The sequence below is a fragment of the Anaerococcus nagyae genome (assembly GCF_017874535.1).
Taxonomy (GTDB): Bacteria; Bacillota; Clostridia; order Tissierellales; family Peptoniphilaceae; genus Anaerococcus; species Anaerococcus nagyae.
This window is the reverse complement of record NZ_JAGGLS010000004.1, coordinates 47791-66611: the sequence shown is the minus strand read 5'-3', so window position 1 is coordinate 66611 and position 18821 is coordinate 47791. Positions and strand designations below refer to the sequence as shown.

Sequence of the window (18821 nt, the reverse complement as noted above, 5' to 3'; positions counted from 1 at the left end):
ATTTACCTCATCTTATATCAATTAGTTTTAACTGAAGATTTATATTGCCCCTGAACTCATTGACATCTGGGTAATACACAATATCGATTTTATTACCTACAATATTATCTCCATATTTTTCTTTTAAATATTCATATTCATCTACTGCATGAAATTTTATAGCATTGATATAAGTTCCATTTTTTTGAAGTGATAATCTCATGGTTTTCTTATCTTTGCCAATCATATCGCATCTTGCTATTACTACTTTTTTATCAGCAAATATAGGCTTTTCAAAGTCTTTACCAAATGGTTCTAGACTTTTAAGACTTTGAGCAAATTCTAAAGATAATTTTGATATATCTATGGCTTTATCTATATTAATTACCTTTTCCTTTTGCTTTTGATTTAGCTTTGAGTTTTCATTTAAAAACTTTCTAAAATCATCTATAAGATTAGTTTTAATGGATAAACCACAAGCCATTGGATGACCACCAAACGAGTCTAGCTTATCTTTATATTTTGATACTTCTTCATATATATTATAAGAATCAATGGATCTACCAGACCCTTTTGCAAGACCTTCAGTATTAGAACTAGAGAGAATAATAGTTGGTCTATAATATTTTTCTTTTATTCTTCCAGCTACTATTCCACATATTGACTCGTTTATAGAGTTTTCATATACAACAATTACATCATCTTTATAGTAGTTATTTTCTTCTATAATTTTTATGCATTTATCTAAACCTTCTTCGGTTAAAGTTTTACGCTCGTTATTTAATTCTACTAAGTCTTTTGCTAAGCTATAAATTTCGTCAATATCTTCTTCCATTAATAGCTTGATAGCATCTTTCGCCGTTGATAATCTACCTGTTGCATTCATAGTTGGTCCTAATATAAATCCTAATGTATAAACGTCTATTTCCTTATCCCATGAACTTTCTTCAAGTATTGCTTTAATGGCTAATTTATCTGTATAATTTAATCTTTTTAAACCTTCTATAACAAAAATCCTATTTTCATCAGTAAGAGACACCATATCACAAACTGTTCCCATAGCTACATATTCCAGTAATCCAAAAAGATAGTCTAAATCACCATCTAATTTATTAAATAAAGCAGTCATTAACTTAAAGCAAACTCCTGCTCCACATAAATCATCAAATGGATATGATGAATCTAATCTTTTAGGATTTATTACAGCATCAGCTTCTGGTAAAATTTGACTTTGCCATTCTCCATTAGTATTAGTTTCTATTTCATGGTGGTCTGTAACAATTACATTAATTCCAGCATCTTTTAGCATCTTTACTTGTTCAAATCCAGTTATACCATTATCGCAAGTTATTATTAAACTAACATTATCATCAATAGCTTTTTTAGCCATACTAACAGATATACCATAACCTTCTTTGACTCTTTGTGGGATATCATAGCTAATAAAATCATAATAATATAATAACCCATCTAAAAGAGTCATTACAGAAGCTATGCCGTCTTGATCATAGTCACCAAAGATTCTAATTTCTCCACCATTTTTCATAGTTTCCATAATAAGATCAACAGCTTTATCCATATCTTCAAGTAAAAAAGGATCATGCAACTTTGATAAGCTTGGTCTTAAGAACATATCCACAGTGCTGGGTTTAACTATATCACGATTTCCTAAAACAAGTGCTTGAAGCTTTGTTATATTCTCATTTTTCAGATTATTAATATAGTTTTCTTTCTTATTATATATAAACCAATTACTCATTGCATCACCCTTTCATATAGAAAAATTATACCATTTTTTAACAATTTATAAAGAAAAAGAGGCTACTATGCCTCTAAGAAATTAGATTTTTTATTTCTGATTTTTGTATTTTTAATTTATTTATAGATTCATTATCTCCACTCAAAATAGTAATAATTTCGCCCTCAATATTAGTAACTTCTCCAATAATACCAGATTGTGTTACTATATGGCATCCTATTTCTAAATTATCATTTATAAATTCTTTATTTTTTCGGAATTTGATATCATCTTTTATAGACTTTTGATAGAATCCAAAGCAAAGGATAATTAGTATTAAATATTCAATTTTCATTAATAACCATACTTAGAATAAAATTCTTCTTTGTATTCTAAGAACCTATCTTCCATAATAGCTTGCCTAATATTTTCACACATCTTCAGTAAGAAATATAAGTTATGATAAGATAAAAGCCTAGCTCCTAATATTTCATTTACATTAACTAAATGTCTAATATAGGCTCTAGAATAATTTCTACATGTATAGCAATCACACTCTGAATCAAGAGGAGTAAAATCATCCATATAAGCTGCATTTCTTACCACTAGTCTACCATGTGAAGTAATAGCAGTACCATTTCTTGCTATTCTAGTTGGTAACACACAATCAGCCATATCTATCCCTGCTTGGTATGACTCAAATAGATAATCAGGAGTTCCCACACCCATGTTATATCTCGGTTTATCTTCTGGCAATAGTGGAGTAGTAAAGTTTAGAATATCTATCATTTCTTCTTTAGTTTCCCCTACAGAAAGTCCACCAATAGAAAATCCATCAAAGTCCATAGCTGTTGTCTCAATTGCAGATTTTTCTCTTAAATCTTTATACATTCCCCCTTGGACTATTCCAAATAGTGATTGATCTTTATAAGAATGTTCTTTATGATAATCAAGTCCTCGTTTTGCCCAACGAATAGTTCTTTCCATTGATTGCTTTACATAATCGTAGTCTGCTGGGACCTCTACACATTCATCGAAGCTCATCATTATATCTGAATGTATGTCGTTTTGAATTTCTATGGATTTTTCAGGAGTAAAAAAATGCTTTGATCCATCTATATGAGATCTAAATTCTACCCCATTCTCATTTATTTTTCGACGTTCAGAAAGAGAGAACACTTGAAATCCACCACTATCTGTAAGTATTGGCTTATTCCAGTTCATAAACTTATGGAGTCCCCCAGCTTGTCTCATAATATTCATGCCAGGTTTAAGATATAAATGATAGGTATTTCCTAAAATAATCTTTGCTCCCATCTGATCTAGCTCTTCTACAGACATTGTCTTTACAGTTCCAAGTGTGCCGACTGGCATAAATATAGGAGTTGGAATATCTCCATGAGCTGTGTGTATAACACCAACTCTTGCGTTGGAATTTTTATCTTTTTTTATTACTTCAAATTTAAGTCCCATATTTCTCCTTAATGTATATACATGGCATCGCCAAAACTAAAAAATCTATATTTATCATTAACTGCATGTTCATATGCGTTTAATATAATGTCTTTAGATGAAAAAGCAGATACTAACATAACAAGAGTGGATTTTGGTAAATGAAAGTTGGTTATCATTGCATCAACTACTTCAAATTTAAATCCTGGATAAATAAATATATCTGTCCATCCTGAATCTCCTTGTATTTTTCCATTCTTTTTATATACTGACTCTAAAGTTCTAATGCTGGTAGTTCCTGTTGCTATAACTTTATTACCTTTTTTATGAGCTTTATTTATGATATCAGCAGTTTCTTTTGATATAGTGTAAAATTCACTATGCATTTTATGATCTGTTACATCTTCTACGCTCACTGGCCTAAAAGTTCCAAGTCCTACATTTAAGGTTAAATAGGCAAGCTTTATACCCTTAGATTCTATTTCTTCTAAAAGTTCCTGAGTAAAGTGAAGTCCTGCTGTTGGAGCAGCGACTGATCCAGGATTTTTTGAATATACAGTTTGATATTCTTCAGGCTCTTGAAGTTCTTCTTTTATATAAGGTGGTAGAGGCACATTACCTAATCTATCTAGCAATTCATTGAAGATTCCTTCATAGCAAAACTCTATAATCCTATTTCCATCTTCTTTTATATCCTTAACTTCTCCTGATAATTCTTCAGAAAATATTACGTTTGTTCCTATTTTCATTTTTTTACCAGGTCGGACTAAACATTCCCAAGTTTTGCCTTCTATATTTGTAAGCAAGAATACTTCTATAGATTCTTCTTTACTTTCTCTATGGCCAAAAAGTCTTGCCGGTATTACTCTAGTATCATTCATTACTAAGACATCACCTGGATCAAGATAATCTATGATATCATAAAAATATTTATCTTCTGTTTTTCCAGTCTCTTTATCAAGTACAAGTAATCTAGCATGATCTCTTTTTTCTGCTGGGTGTTGGGCTATTAATTCTTCTGGTAAATAATAATCAAAATCATCTGTCTTCATTTATTCCTCAAATCTTAATCCATAATGCTCATACGCAAATCTTGTTAGAACACGACCTCTAGGTGTTCTCGACAAGAATCCTATCTGGAGCAAATATGGTTCATATACATCTTCTATAGTTACATTTTCAATACCAGTAGAGGCAGCTATAGTATCTATGCCTACTGGACCACCATTAAAGTTTTGATACATAGTCATAATTATTTTTTTATCCATAGTATCAAGTCCCATTTCATCTATCTCAAGTAAATTAAGGCCTTCCTTGCTGGTTTCATGATCTATTTTTTTATCTTTTTTTACTATAGCGTAATCTCGAACTCTTTTTAATAATCTATTAGCAATTCTAGGTGTTCCTCTAGATCTTTTTGCTATTTCATAGGCACCGTGATCATCTATTTCGATCTTAAGAATATCTGCAGATCTCTTTATAATAGTTGTTAAATCCTCTGCCGAATAAAGATTTAATGAAAGCATTACACCAAATCTATCCCTTAATGGTGCTGATAACATACCACTTCTTGTGGTTGCACCTATAAGAGTAAATTTTTCTAAATCTATTCTAATAGATTGAGCATTGGGACCTTTTCCTACTATTATGTCAAGTACAAAGTCTTCCATAGCAGAATACAATATCTCCTCTACAGATCTATTTATCCTATGTATTTCATCTATAAATAAAACATCTCCATATTGAAGATTGGTTAAGATACTTGCAAGATCTGATGGTCTTTCTATAGCAGGCCCACTTGTTACTCTAAGATTAACCCCCAATTCATTTGCTATTATTGATGATAAAGTAGTTTTGCCAAGCCCTGGAGGTCCTTGTAAAAGAACATGGTCTAGTGGTTCTTTTCTTTCTAAAGAAGATTTAATAAATATATCTAGTTTTTCTTTGACCTTATCCTGACCTATATATTCATTTAACCACTTAGGTCTTATAGAATTTTCATTAGTAAGATCCTCCTTTAATTCATTGGAACCTACAATTCTTTCATTTTCATCATACATAAAAACCACCTATATAAGTCTTTTTAAACTTTCCTTAACAATATTTTCTAAAGATAAGTCCGAATCTTTTAACTCAAGTAATACTCTTTCAATATCATTTTTGGCATATCCAAGGTTTTCTAAAGCTTCCTTTGCAACATCCATATCCTCATTTATAGGAGTACTAGATTTAATAGTTTCCTTATCGACAGATGGCATAAGTTTCACCTTATCCATTAGCTCTAAAATAATTCTGCTAGCAGTTTTTTTACCTATTCCTTTTGCCTTGGTAAGAGTATCTATATCATTATTTACTATAGCTAATTTAATATCTTCAACTCCTAAAGAAGAAAGTATGCCAATAGCATTCTTAGGACCTATAGATGATACAGATGTTAATAATAAAAACATATCTAATTCATCCTTAGAATAAAACCCATAAAGTGACATATCATCTTCTCTAACTTGAAGAGATGTATAAATTTTATATTCGTTATTTAATTCTACAAGAGTTAGTGTGGAAAGAGAACTTTTTATAAGATAACCCATATTGTTATTTTCTATAACAAAAGATTCTTCATTTATTTCTCTAACATCTCCAATAATATATGAAATCATTAATTCATCCTAAAATTTTCTTTAAATCTTTGACTTAAGGCATGACAAAGTGCAACAGAAAGCGCATCTGCTGCATCATCAGGCTTAGGTATTTCTTTTAAGTTCAAAAGTGTAGTTACAGTTTTTTGCATTTGGCTTTTGTTAGCCCTACCATAACCCGTAATTGCTTGCTTTATCTGAAGGGGTGTATACTCATAAATTGGCAAACTATTTTCTTGAGCACTTAAAATTTGAATACCCCTAGCATGTCCTACAGTTATGGCTGTTTTAACATTTTGATTAAAAAATAATTCTTCTATAGCAAATTCATCTGGTTTAAATTCTTTTATAATTTCATTTAAATTCTTATAAAGAATGCTAAGCCTCTCTGGAGTTGTAGTCTTGCTAGATGTTGTAACTACACCATTTTCTATTACTTTAACCTTATTTGCCTCAAATTCAACAACTCCATAACCCATTATTGCTATCCCTGGATCTATTCCTAATATTTTCATAATTTCTCTCAAATAAAAAGAGCTTATAAAAGCTCTATTGATATCTTTCTAATACTTCTCTCATCAATCCCCTAAAATAATACTCAGCATATATATCAACAATTGTTTTATATAAGTAGGAAACTGATTTTTGATATATTTTTCTTGTTTGGTTTATTGTTATATCTTCTGTGTATATGTTATTAGTATCAAATCTCAACTGTTTATGCGTTGATTGATCCAAGATATAAATTTCATCTTTTATCTTTAGATCACAAAATTTTCCCATATTATCTTTAAGTTTTGACACCAAGTCTTTGTCATCATAAATCTTATCTTTGTAGGATAAACTTAATTCTACGAGTTTAGGATCAAGTCTATTATAAGCTCCGTATATATTATTCATTAGATATGTTACACCAAATTCATTTATTAAATCACACTCTAATTCATCAATCATTTTTTTATCTTTGAAAGCTCTATATTGAGCTTTAATAGATATTAAATATTCATATCTATTAAGATCTGAAGTTATAGATGATTCTAGAGTATTTATGATTTGATCTATATCACTTAGATTCCAAAAATATTTCTTAAGATTTTTCATTACATAATCTTTTGCGTAGTAATCATTTTTAGAAAACTTAACAAAGTTTTTATCATATAATAAAGACATAAGTGTGTTAAATGAGTATATATCTTCATTTATTAAAAAATTATATTCAAGTTTTTCAATTATAGGATATTGTTCACTAACATTTGCCTTCATTAATTATTACCTCGTGTAACTATTCTAACATAAAATATCATATTATTATTTAGAAATATTTTTCTAAAAAAACAAAAAAACTAAATTATTAGTAAAAATATACGTATATAATTTATTATTGTATATATTACTAAGAATTTAGCTCAAAAGAATTTTAAAATAAAAATTTATACATTAAATTTTTAAAACTTTTTAAAGCTTGCCTTCATATCATTTAGTCTAAAACTATAATTGACATCTTTTCTTTCTATGTCAATTACTGTTTTAGCTCTTAATTCATTATCTGTATAAAGCTTATTAATTAGTTCATATGAAGGATTAATTGCATGTGGATTCCCTACAAGTTGAAACATAGTTATATCTCCATTAGTATCTCCATAAGCATATGAACTGTCTAAATTAAGATTATACTTCTTTTCTAACATCATTACAGCATTTAATTTACTACGACTATCCCACATTGGAGTTACTTTTCCTGTAAAAATATTGGTATCATCAAATTCATATATGGTTGAAATACTTTCGTCAGCACCATAAATTTTTCCAAAATGTTCTACCAAAAATTGTGGAGATCCAGAAATAAAGAAAATTTTATATCCAGTTTTTTTATGATTCTCTACTGCTTTTTTGGTAACCATATAAACTTTATTTTTATTTTGATTTATAACTATATTTGAGTACTTATCAATAGTATCCTTATCTAATCCTGCAAGCTTTTGTTGGTATACCAAAGAAGCTTTATCTAAATAATCTTCATAAGCACCAAGTCTATTTTGATATTTATCATATAAAGGACCTATTTCATTTTCCCAAGCTTCTTTTGCTATTACTCCATCAGCTGTTAGAAGCAAAAAATGTTCAATTAATAAACTATTTCTAAATAGAGTGCCATCAATATCAAAAAAAGCTGCCTTTTGCATACAAATACCTCTTTAGTTAATTATTTATCTTCTGATTCGAAAACTATCTTAGCTTTGCTAATCTTATCATTTTTTCTACTAGCCTTAACTGTATCAGTTTTACTAATCTTTCTTGTATGAAATTTAGTATTATTCTTTTCTTTATTTTTCTTGTTTTTACTTGCTTTGTAAGAGTTACTTTTTTTACTAGCTTTTCTTAATGGTTGATTATTATTTAACTCTTCGTTGTTTATTTTTATAGAAATAATCAGGTCTATAATGAAGCATGTAAATACCCCAACCAAAGCTGCTGAGCCTAAAAATATGGCAATCCATGCTAGGTATAATCCTCTTGGACTAGTAAATATTGATATGGAATATATCAATAATATTATTGATACAATACCTATAACTATTGATGGTATAAATTTAGTAAATTTCTTTTTTGACAAAAAATGTATTAGTAAGCTAATTATTATATTCATCACTACTATTATTGGTAGTATATTAAGTTCCGATGAATACTGGTTTATTATATTTATTAAGCCTGTCATTAATTAACCTCACTAATTTTTATTCTTTGTATACTGATTAAGTCTTCTTCTAATTCCATAATTAAAAATCCCGGATTATTATCTCGAGGTAATGACGGCGAGCCTGGATTTAGTAATAAAACTTCATCTTCCCTCTTTTGATAATACTTATGAGTATGCCCATGAATTGCTATATCACATCCATTATTCTTTGCTACTTTTAGTATTTTATTATAACCCATATCTACCTCATATTTATGTCCATGAGTTAAAAATATTTTATATCCATTTATATCCAAAATTTTATCATAGGCAATATTTGTAAAAAAATCATTATTACCCTTTACTACATGATAATTTATATTTGTTTCATAGACTATATTTTTTACATCATCCACTCCATCACCTGCATGAATTAATAAATCTATATCGGGATTAGAGATAATATAGTCACTTATATATGAATATAAACCATGTGTGTCACTTGTAACTAGTATTTTCATCCTAGTTCTCACTTATATATTCTTTAAATTTATTAAATGCTTTTGCCCTATGAGAAATTTCATTTATTTCTTCTTTAGTCATTTCACCTAAAGTTTTATTTAGCCCTTCTGGTATAAATATTTGGTCATAACCAAATTCATATTCACCTATTTCTTCTAAGGTTATTGCTCCTTTTAATCTACCTTCAAAATAATGAGTATTTTTTTCTTCGTCTATATAACATATACAAGTTTCAAAATAAGCATAACGATCATTTTTATCAGAAAGCTCATTTAGTAACTTATCACGATTATCTTTATAGCTTGCATCTTCTCCCGCATATCTATGAGATTTAACTCCTGGTCTATTATCTATAGATCTAACAAACAATCCAGTATCATCTGCGATAGTTGGCTTATCTAAAATATCATTTAAAGCTTTGGCTTTCTTATAGGAATTTTTTTTTAAACTATCTCCATCTTCAACAACCTCGAAATCATCTAATCCATAGTCCTCTGGAGTCTTTAAAACTATATCATCTATCATTAATTTTATTTGATTTACTTTATCTTTATTTCCAGTTGCAAATACTATTTCCATTATTTCTCCTTTAATTATGATATCATTTTAATAAATCTCTTTCAATAAAACTAGTCAGATTCTACTATCGTATTTAAATTTTTAAAAGAATTTTCTAAAAGCTCTGCATTAGACCCTATTTGTTGATCGAATGATACTACACCTGTAGGATTAGGAGTAGATATTGAAAAAATAGGATCTTTTTCAATTTCATTGTCGATAATTTTATGAACTAAAATCTCATCAGCTGTTTGTATTAGTATATAAGCGTCATTGCCTATTATAAAATAGTCTTTAGCTTGAGAATTAATATTTTTGACTTGATCTTTATTAATATCCGAATTAATATTAACTCTTTCTTCTAAATAATTTCTAATAGGTACTTGGCTTGATGCTTTTTTCTGACTATCTTTTGTATATATTGAAGTTTGAATTACCCAAGAACCATTATCTCTTACTATACCAAAATTATTGGATTCTATTATCAGATCATCTGGATTAAAATCAGCTGATTTACTGGTAGCTTCATTAACAACCATATTTCTAAGTTGTTCGTACGCATCATTTTCCCCAGTAAATTCATCTATATTTATTAAATTATTATCCTCTAAATCTTTTGTTGATACCACGCCATATTTACTAATTGTATTATCAGATAAGCTACTTAGATAGGAAAAAGATATATAATCTAAATCTACATAATTAATTTTTATATTCATATCAAAATCTAGGAAGCTATATCTTTCACTATTCTCTTGCTTATTCATACTATCTTCAATTCTTACTGGAAAAGCTTCTATATTATCATATAAACCAGAAAATCTATTTTTAAATGATCTAACTTTCCAATATTCATCCTGTCCTCTTAAAAAGATATCCGGTGCTTTTTCGTAGCTTATATTTCCATCATCCTTAATACTTAATAAATAAGTATAATAATTGTATTCTTGCTGGTTATCAGCTAAGTCTGTTCTTTCTCTAACCCCTATTAGAACACTTGTATCATCCATTAAATCTTTTTGATTTTCTGACTGTGATCTTTCTTTGGCTGCAAGTTTTGCATATTTATCTACGATTTCAGCATCTACACTATCCGATAATCTAGATAAGTATATTATCTTATCATTAGCAATAAAAAATATCTCATCTGGACTTCTTTGTACAAAGTCTCTAGCAAAATACTGACCTTGAGAAGTATCTACTACTACTACATTTTCATTTTTATCTATATTTTCAAAATCATACCCTCTATTTATCAAATAGTCCTCTAAGTTAACATATTTTGAAGTAAAAGTAGGAGGGAAAGCATATTCGTCGTTAAAAGCTACAAGATTCTTACTAATATATAGTTTATCTCCAATTTTGGGATAATCATTATTTGATGCAGTTATTTCTTCTATATCACTAACTTGCCATGTGCCAGCAAGAACAGGTTTGTCAGTTTCTGGAGTAAGTATTAGTTCATTTAATTCTTCTGGATTAGTTTTTGAACAGGCACTCATTATTAATACAAATATGAATAGTAAACAAATTTTAAGCCTCTTTATCATCTTCTAACCTCGGAATTTCTACTATAACTGAAGTACCACTACCATACTTACTTTTTATAATTAACTTACCATCATGAGCTTTTATAATCTCTTCACAAATAGATAGGCCTAAACCTGTCTGAGATTTAGACGAGCTTCCTTTATAAAACTTACTAGAAACAAAGGCTATCTCATCTTCTTTTATTCCTTCTCCGTTATCTTTTATACTTATAGAAACATTACTATCATTTTGTTCGATTAAAATATCAATATCCCCCCCATCAGGAGTAAATTTAATAGCATTATCTATAATGTTTATAAAAACTTCTTTCATTCTATTTTTATCAGCAAATACCATTATCGACTTATATATACTTGTAAAAGTAAAATTAATATTTTCATTTGCTGCTCTTGGTGATAGTTGAGTATGAACTTGTTCTACTAATGATACTATATCAAGCTTATCTTTTTCATATTTAAAAGTACTAGATTGAAGTCTTGAAAAATCAAGTAAGTCTTCTACCATCATAGAAAGTCTATCCCCCTCTCCTTCAATAATACTTAAACCCTGATTTAGCATATCAGTATCTTTTTGAATTTCTTTAGATTGTAAAGTTACCGCCCATCCTTTAATAGATGTAAGAGGGGTTCTTAGTTCATGAGAAACAGATGATATAAATTCATTTTTCATATCTTCTTTTTTTATTATATTTTCACTCATAAAATTAAGTGTAGACCCAAGCTCAGAAAGTTCATTGTTGCCACTAGTATCTGCCTTAGCATTGAAATCTCCTGCTGCAAGTTTTTCAGAAACATCAATAAGCTTTAATATAGGAGCAACTACCTTTTGTGATACGATTAGAGATACAAAAAAAGCTGAAACAATAATAACTATTCCAAATAAAATATAAAAGATCATATCAGCCCTAACTCTTTGGTTAACTTTTTTCATTGAAGAAGTTAGTCTTAAAATACCAGCTTGGCTATCTCCTGCTATTAAAGGATATGATAATGATAGTACTTCTTCATTTGTAGCTTCATTTGTATGATTAAAAGTTGCTTTTTTACCATCTTTAGCTTCCAAAACATCAGTTTTTACCAACTCTTTACCTACTTCACTTGTTGCAGATGAATCAAATAATACTATCCCAGAATTATCTAAAATTTGGACTTGAGTTTCATTGCTCCTATAAAAGGCATTTTTATCACCAATAATTATATCATCAAGATCATATTTATTAGCGTAATTATTAAATTGTAACTGATTTATTTTTGCTTGATTAAGCATAGAACCTACCAAAGATGATTGGTAATAATTTTTTATAGAATTTAAGGCAAATATTTCAAAACCAATTACTACCGTAATTACAAAAAGCATTATAATTCTCATAATTGTATATTTATATGAAGTATTTGCCTTAAAAAATTGATTATCTGTATTTTTTATTTCCATCTATAACCTGTACCCCAGACCGTTTCTATATATTGAGGTTTAGCTGGGTCTTCTTCTATCTTAGCTCTAATTCTTCTTATATTTACATCTACTATTTTAGTATCATTACTATAATTTTCACCCCAAGTTGCCTCCATTATTTCATTACGGGTCATAGCTTTTCCCTTATTTTGTATGAAATTTTTGAGAATAGCAAATTCTGTTGGAGTTACATCTATTTCGTTTTCTACTTTATAAAAAGTTTTAGAATATAAGTCAAGAGTAAAAGGTCCATCAGTAAGAGTCTTAGAATTACTTTCTTCTTTTACTTCTGCTGTTAAATTAACTCTTCTCATAAGAGATCTAACCCTTAAAATAAGCTCTTGAGGATTAAACGGTTTTATAATATAATCATCCGCTCCTCTTTCAAGGCCTAATATCTTATCTATATCTTGAGATTTAGCTGACACCATAATGATCCCTGTTTTAGGAGATTTTTCTCTAATAACTTGGCAAACTTCGTATCCACTAATACCAGGCAGCATTACATCAAGTATAGCTACAGATGGATCCTCTTGTTCAAATACCTTAATGGCTTCTTCCCCACTTGATGCTTCTACAGTTTGATAGCCTTGATATTCAAGATTTATTTTCATAAATTGTCTTATTGAGTCTTCATCATCCAGGATCAAAACTTTGTTATTTTCCATTTTCTACCCTTTCAAACGCTATTTTCCCTGCTCCTATAACTCCAGAATCATTTAGATATTTGGCTGGCATTACACTTACATTAAGAGTGTTATTACAAATATCGTTAAATTTTTCAATCATTCCATCCCACCATATATCTTTAGAATGTATAACTCCTCCTCCTATGACTATAACCTCTGGATCAAATATATTTCTAAGGCTAGTTAAAAAATATGCTAGATCTTCTTGATATATTTCTAAAACTTCTTTAGCTTTAGGGTCTTTATAAACTCTTTTCAATATTTGCTCTCCAGTTAGTTCATCACCAGTAAGTTTTTTATAATTTTTAGTAAGAGCGGTACCAGCACAATATGCTTCAGCACAACCATGTTGACCACAAGTACAATAATCCCCACCTGGATGTAAAATTACATGTCCTAACTCTGCGCCTTGAAAATGGGATCCAGATAATAATCCACTTTTTTCATTATAAACAGCTCCTCCGACTCCTGTTCCAAGTGTTACCATAACTATATCCTTGGATTCTGTGCAAGCTCCAATCCATTTTTCAGCTAAAAGTGCTATATTTGCATCATTTTCTACAAAAACTGGAATATCTACAAATTTTTCAACAGCTTTTTTCAAATTTAGACCACTCCATCCATCAATATTACCAGCAAATGTAACTACTCCATTTTCCGCATCTATAAATCCTGGAGTACCTATGCCAATAGCTTTAGCTTCTTTATAATTTAGACCATAAATGGTTTTTTTTATATTTTCTAGAACAACATCGCGACCCTTTTTAGCTTCAGTTTCTATAGAATTTCTTTCAAGAATTCTTCCTGTTTGATCTATAAGGCATGCATTAATTTTTGTACCTCCTAGATCAATTCCTATAACCTTATCCATAATATCCTCTTTTTTTATAATTTAAATACTTTATCTTTAAGTCTTATTAATTCATTCTTCTTTTTTGATTCAAAACTTTGTGACTTCAAATATTCTAAATTCTTTATATCATTAAAAATTATTTTATAAGCTAACAAAATTTGATTATCTATACCTAGCTTATCCTTAAGAATTTTATTTGTTTTCTTATCACCATATTTTCTATCACCAATTATTGGAGTATTATTTTTAGCTAGTGAAAATCTTATTTGGTGAGTTTTACCTGTAACAAGCTTACATTCAAGTAAACTGTATTGTCCATTGCTTTCTAAAGGCTTAAAATGGGTTATAACTCTTGATCCATTTTTAGAAGACTTAATTTTATTTCTATTCTCATTTTTTTCTATGCTAGTATCAATTGTAAAAGATTCTTTAACTTCCCCTTTTACTATAGTAAGATAGTATTTTTCAATTTTATCATTCCTAATAGCCTCATTTAGTGATCTTAAGGCAAGCGAGTTCTTAGCCCCTATAACTATTCCTGCTGTATTCCTATCTAATCGATTTACTACTGCTGGATTAAAAGTTTTATCTGCTTTGTTAACTTGCTTTGTTTTATATAAATATGATAGCATAAAATCAACTAAATTATTACCATAATCATTTTTATTAGCTGAGTGTGTCAGTAGACCACTTTCTTTATCCATTAGAATAATATTATCATCTTCATAAACTATATCGAGCTTAAAATCAGAAGGCTTAAAATCCGTTTTAGTAATCCAATTATTATAATTCTCATCAGAAATATACATTTTAATTTTGTCATTTTCTCGAACAAATGTATCCGCCTTAGCTCTCTTATTATTTATTTTAAAATTTTTTTTGCGAATATTCTTTTGTATTACTGATAAAGGAGCATTTTCAAAATATTTTCTTAAAAATCTATCAAATCTTTGATCTGCATCGTTTTTTTCTATTACTATTTCAATCATATTAATAAGATTTATTTACATATGAATCAATAAGAGATTTTCTAGGTTCACTGGAAAAAACTTCATTTTCTATTAACTTTTCTAAAATAACTTTGCTTTTTGAATGTAATATAACTTTTTCTATAGAATTTACATGTATCTCAAAAATTTTTCCTTGTAATCTCTTTGACTTTAAAATTATAAAATAAGAATCAACGTCCTTATAATCAATTAATTCCAAAACTCTAAGAGTAGCTAAGTCTTTAAGATGGTAAAAATTTTCTCTTTGATTTATTAATTTTAAATAACTCTTTTTCTTTTTTGGATTATGAGATATCTCCTGTGCCTTAAGGTTAGTTTTTTTAGCCATTAAATTATAATACTGATAGTTATAAATTGCTTGACTTATATTATTTATTGTTGAAAAAGGTTTCAAATCTAAGTTTTCTATGTAAGCTAAGTTATTTGATAAAAAAGAATCCTTATCTATTTTTGACTCATCTAATAAATCTATAGATTCCTTTCTAAATGTTTCAAATAGTTTTAATTTTTCATTTTCATTCATAATAATTAAAAAACCGCCTCATATGAGACGGCCACGAGTAATTTTTAAAAGTTAGCTTGTATAACTTCAGCTTTAATTGTTTCTGGAATATCTTCTTTTGACCAATCTAAACCTACGTAAATATCTGCTTTTGCATATTCTGAAAGTTCGCTTAATTTTTCAGATAGCTTTTCAATATTGTCTTTATTTATATCTACTAGCTCATATATTCCATCTACATAAACTTTTCCTATATCATAGTCACGAGCAAGTATACCAGCTAAAAATCCTCTGAATGAGCATTTGCAATTGATATCATAAGATTTAGCATTAATTACTCTTACATTATGATCTAGAATTCTATTTCTTTCTTCATCTGTTGTAATGTAAACAATATTACTAATATCTTTTTCCTTTTCCTTATTAGCTTCTTCTACTAAATATTGTGATTTTCCTGCTCCTGATTGTCCTGCTACGTAATAAAGCATATTATTCCCCCTTAATTTTATCATAAATAACTTTATGGGATTTATCACCTTGTGTATACCCACAGCTATTCATTATCTCAATTATTTCATCTCTAATTAGCCACCATGAAGTATTCCAATTACAAAAATCAGTTTCTTCTTTAGGTGCTCTCCCAACCAGTCTTTGAACGGCTACATCGGGTTTTATATATCTTAAAAATTCTATAACATTACGCTCATATGTTTCTTTGCTAGGCATTTTAACTTCGCCATTTTTATACATTTTAGAAAGCTTAGTACCTTTTATAACAAATAGCGAATGAACTTTTACTTCTTTAATATTAAGTACATTTAAAATTCTTGCAGTTTGTCTAATATCTTTTATATCATCCCATGGTAGAGATAATATTACATGGGCACATATTCTAAATCCATATTTATTAATAAGATTGCAAGCTTCAATAAAATCAGCTAAATCTTCACCTCTATTTAATAGTTCCAAAGTTTTATAATTGGCTGTTTGAAGTCCTACTTCAATAACTATATCCTTACCAGTAATCTCACTCCATTGCTTTAAAAAGATAAGCTTATCCTCTGTAATGGAGTCGGATCTAGTAGATATAGAAACCGCTAGTATATAATCCTTGTCACAAGCTCTTATAATTTCTTTAAATTCAGATAAACTCATGTAAGTATTAGTAAAATTTTGAAAGTAAGCTATAAATTTTTTAGCTTTATATTTTTTACCTATATATTCTCTATTTTTGTTTAACTGATCATCAACTGTCATAAAAGAAGGTAGATTTTCAAAGCTGCCACCTGATTCACTGCAAAAAATACAACCACCAAAGCAAGCTGCACCATCTCTGTTCGGACAAGTTAATGATAATTTTACAGGTAATTTATATACCTTTTCTCCATATGTTTTTTTGTAGTAATCACTTATTGTATAGTAAGGATTATTCATCTAAACTTTCTTCATCATGCTCGAATGATTCAATATCTGTGTTGTAATCTTCTACAAGATTATCTATAGATTCATCGTCCCAATAATGAGTAAATAAATGAAAAACTTCTTCTAGCTCTTCTTCATCATCTACTACTTTTAAGTCAATTTCATCATTTTCAAAACTATCTTCATAATAGAAAATATATATTTCATTTGAATCACTAGATATCAAAGCTACATAATCAGTTTGATCAACTGAAAAAACATCAATCAAATAACATTCATCAGTAACTTCACCTAAATCAATTTCTATGACTGCTTTCCCATTATTTTTCAAAAATTCTAGTTCATGTCCATGAAGTTCAATTTTTTCTGCCATATAAACTCCTTTATTCATAAATGTGAGATAACACATCATCTATAACCTCTATTACATTTAAAATGTCATCAAGATTTGTAAAGTAAATGTTATCCTCTCTTTGTTTATATTTTACCCCTAATGATACAATTTTAACATTTAACTTAGAAAAAATAACACTAGAATCTAATGAGTACTGGGTTTTGATTATATCTATATTTTCACCAGTAACCGTTTTATAAGACTCTTCAAATTTTTTTGTTAAATAATTATCCTTATTCATCCAACGCGGTATATTAAGACCTATATTAATATTGCTAGCACTTATATCAGCTGCAATCTTTGTGCGTTCTAACATCTGATCCATGTTTTCTTCTGTCAGAGACCTGTATACAATTATAAAATTAATCAAATTTTCAAAGCTTCTAGCTGTTGATAGATTAATAGAACTTATTAACTGATTAGTATTTGAATTTACACTAAATGCTCCTGTAGGAATGAGCTCTACAAAAGAAGATAAGTGAGTATAGGAAATATCAGTTAAAGGCAAATTATCAAAATCTTCAAGCTTAACAAGACTGATATCTATGTCAGGTTCATATTTTAGATTTTTTTCTAAAAATTCATTCTTATAAATTTTAAAAGTATCACAAAGATCACTTTCATAATCTTCTTTTATAATAAAATCTACATATGCACTGCTTGGTATAAAGTCATATCTATCCCCACCTTGAAATTTGCATATATCTAAATCTACTTTGGACTTAATTTTCCTAATCAAGCTCATAATTGTCTTTATTGCGTTAAGCCTTACCTTATCTAGATCTTCACCTGTATGACCACCTATTAAATTTTCTAAGGATAATCTATAACTCTTAAAACTATAGTCAGGATTAAATCTTTCTACTGGTATTTTAATATTTGATAAGATAAGCGCACTAAATTCATCAGCTATACATTTTGCTTGCTTAAGATTAAGGTTAATTACATTATCACTTCTTATAATATTAGATAAACTAGTATTATAAATAGCTATACTTTGTATATTATTAGAAGAAATCAGTACATCAAAATCATTAGCTGATGTTTCCAATAGACTTGCTATTATTAAAACTGAGTTAAATAAATTAATATTTTTACCCGAAATAACTTCTCCATCATTTTCTTCTACATCTTCTACAAAAGATATATTATTTGAATCGAAATTATTATCAATATTTAAATGAAGGATAGCTTTTGGGTGCACACCTTTTTTAATATAGTAAGATCCTTTAAGATCAATAACTTCATATTGATGAAAGCAAGCTAAATCAAGTATAAACCTATCAATTAATTTAGCTGTATTCTCAATATTTTCATAAGCCATTAACTTATATATATTTTGTTTTAGATTATTTATTATATTTTCATAATCCATATATTTCGCCT

Annotated in this window: 22 protein-coding genes; all 22 read right to left on the bottom strand. The window is 28.5% G+C overall.

Annotated elements, in window-relative coordinates:
* Window positions 1–7: 7 nt before the first annotated feature.
* Entirely contained in the window at window positions 8–1738 is a 1731-nt protein-coding gene (recJ, locus tag J2Z39_RS04295) for a single-stranded-DNA-specific exonuclease RecJ (protein WP_117521591.1), read from the bottom strand.
* A 73-nt stretch (window positions 1739–1811) separates the two neighbouring features.
* Window positions 1812–2072 carry a preprotein translocase subunit YajC gene (locus tag J2Z39_RS04290; protein WP_209813957.1) on the bottom strand — a complete coding sequence of 87 codons (261 nt, stop codon included), beginning with the start codon at window positions 2070–2072 and terminating at the stop codon, window positions 1812–1814.
* Window positions 2072–3190 carry a tRNA guanosine(34) transglycosylase Tgt gene (gene tgt / locus J2Z39_RS04285; RefSeq protein WP_117521587.1) on the bottom strand — a complete coding sequence of 373 codons (1119 nt, stop codon included), beginning with the start codon at window positions 3188–3190 and terminating at the stop codon, window positions 2072–2074. The genes J2Z39_RS04290 and tgt overlap by 1 nt, the downstream gene beginning before the upstream one ends.
* A gap of 8 nt (window positions 3191–3198) precedes the next feature.
* Window positions 3199–4221, bottom strand: coding sequence for a tRNA preQ1(34) S-adenosylmethionine ribosyltransferase-isomerase QueA (gene queA / locus J2Z39_RS04280; RefSeq protein ID WP_209813955.1), 1023 nt, complete (start codon window positions 4219–4221; stop codon window positions 3199–3201).
* Window positions 4222–5229, bottom strand: a complete 1008-nt coding sequence (ruvB, locus tag J2Z39_RS04275; protein WP_209813953.1) for a Holliday junction branch migration DNA helicase RuvB — start codon at window positions 5227–5229, stop codon at window positions 4222–4224.
* A 9-nt stretch (window positions 5230–5238) separates the two neighbouring features.
* Window positions 5239–5826 (bottom strand): Holliday junction branch migration protein RuvA, encoded by a 588-nt coding sequence (gene ruvA / locus J2Z39_RS04270; protein WP_117521581.1) that lies wholly within the window; start codon window positions 5824–5826, stop codon window positions 5239–5241.
* On the bottom strand, window positions 5826–6320 hold the full coding sequence (ruvC, locus tag J2Z39_RS04265; protein WP_209813951.1) for a crossover junction endodeoxyribonuclease RuvC: 495 nt from the start codon (window positions 6318–6320) through the stop codon (window positions 5826–5828). The genes ruvA and ruvC overlap by 1 nt, the downstream gene beginning before the upstream one ends.
* 34 nt (window positions 6321–6354) lie before the next feature.
* Window positions 6355–7068: a hypothetical protein gene (locus J2Z39_RS04260; protein ID WP_117521577.1), complete on the bottom strand. Its 714-nt coding sequence runs from the start codon at window positions 7066–7068 to the stop codon at window positions 6355–6357.
* Between the two features lie 182 nt (window positions 7069–7250).
* On the bottom strand, window positions 7251–7988 hold the full coding sequence (locus J2Z39_RS04255) for an HAD family hydrolase (protein ID WP_117521575.1): 738 nt from the start codon (window positions 7986–7988) through the stop codon (window positions 7251–7253).
* Window positions 7989–8008: 20 nt separating this feature from the next.
* Entirely contained in the window at window positions 8009–8521 is a 513-nt protein-coding gene (locus J2Z39_RS04250; protein WP_181965124.1) for a hypothetical protein, read from the bottom strand.
* Complete coding sequence (locus J2Z39_RS04245; protein ID WP_209813949.1) at window positions 8521–9003, bottom strand: YfcE family phosphodiesterase; 483 nt, start codon at window positions 9001–9003, stop codon at window positions 8521–8523. Before J2Z39_RS04245 ends, J2Z39_RS04250 begins: the two co-directional genes overlap by 1 nt.
* Window position 9004: 1 nt before the next feature.
* Window positions 9005–9583: an RdgB/HAM1 family non-canonical purine NTP pyrophosphatase gene (rdgB, locus tag J2Z39_RS04240; protein ID WP_117521571.1), complete on the bottom strand. Its 579-nt coding sequence runs from the start codon at window positions 9581–9583 to the stop codon at window positions 9005–9007.
* 50 nt (window positions 9584–9633) lie between these two features.
* The gene (locus J2Z39_RS04235) at window positions 9634–11112 is read right to left on the bottom strand and encodes a hypothetical protein (protein WP_117521569.1); all 1479 of its coding nucleotides are present in this window, start codon (window positions 11110–11112) and stop codon (window positions 9634–9636) included.
* Entirely contained in the window at window positions 11096–12544 is a 1449-nt protein-coding gene (locus J2Z39_RS04230) for a sensor histidine kinase (protein WP_209813947.1), read from the bottom strand. The genes J2Z39_RS04235 and J2Z39_RS04230 overlap by 17 nt, the downstream gene beginning before the upstream one ends.
* Window positions 12535–13233, bottom strand: coding sequence for a response regulator (locus tag J2Z39_RS04225; RefSeq protein ID WP_117521565.1), 699 nt, complete (start codon window positions 13231–13233; stop codon window positions 12535–12537). Before J2Z39_RS04225 ends, J2Z39_RS04230 begins: the two co-directional genes overlap by 10 nt.
* Window positions 13223–14125, bottom strand: coding sequence for an ROK family protein (locus J2Z39_RS04220; RefSeq protein ID WP_209813945.1), 903 nt, complete (start codon window positions 14123–14125; stop codon window positions 13223–13225). The genes J2Z39_RS04225 and J2Z39_RS04220 overlap by 11 nt, the downstream gene beginning before the upstream one ends.
* A 14-nt stretch (window positions 14126–14139) precedes the next feature.
* Window positions 14140–15096 carry an RluA family pseudouridine synthase gene (locus J2Z39_RS04215; RefSeq protein ID WP_209813943.1) on the bottom strand — a complete coding sequence of 319 codons (957 nt, stop codon included), beginning with the start codon at window positions 15094–15096 and terminating at the stop codon, window positions 14140–14142.
* Between the two features lies 1 nt (window position 15097).
* Window positions 15098–15640 carry a DUF6648 family protein gene (locus J2Z39_RS04210; protein ID WP_245325694.1) on the bottom strand — a complete coding sequence of 181 codons (543 nt, stop codon included), beginning with the start codon at window positions 15638–15640 and terminating at the stop codon, window positions 15098–15100.
* A gap of 44 nt (window positions 15641–15684) precedes the next feature.
* Window positions 15685–16107: a hypothetical protein gene (locus J2Z39_RS04205; RefSeq protein ID WP_209813942.1), complete on the bottom strand. Its 423-nt coding sequence runs from the start codon at window positions 16105–16107 to the stop codon at window positions 15685–15687.
* A 1-nt stretch (window position 16108) separates the two neighbouring features.
* Window positions 16109–17053, bottom strand: coding sequence for a tRNA modification radical SAM protein MnmL/YtqA (gene mnmL, locus J2Z39_RS04200; RefSeq protein WP_117521555.1), 945 nt, complete (start codon window positions 17051–17053; stop codon window positions 16109–16111).
* The gene (locus tag J2Z39_RS04195) at window positions 17046–17414 is read right to left on the bottom strand and encodes a DUF1292 domain-containing protein (RefSeq protein ID WP_117521553.1); all 369 of its coding nucleotides are present in this window, start codon (window positions 17412–17414) and stop codon (window positions 17046–17048) included. Before J2Z39_RS04195 ends, mnmL begins: the two co-directional genes overlap by 8 nt.
* A 10-nt stretch (window positions 17415–17424) precedes the next feature.
* Window positions 17425–18810, bottom strand: coding sequence for a zinc-binding metallopeptidase family protein (locus tag J2Z39_RS04190; RefSeq protein ID WP_209813939.1), 1386 nt, complete (start codon window positions 18808–18810; stop codon window positions 17425–17427).
* Between the last annotated feature and the right edge of the window lie 11 nt (window positions 18811–18821).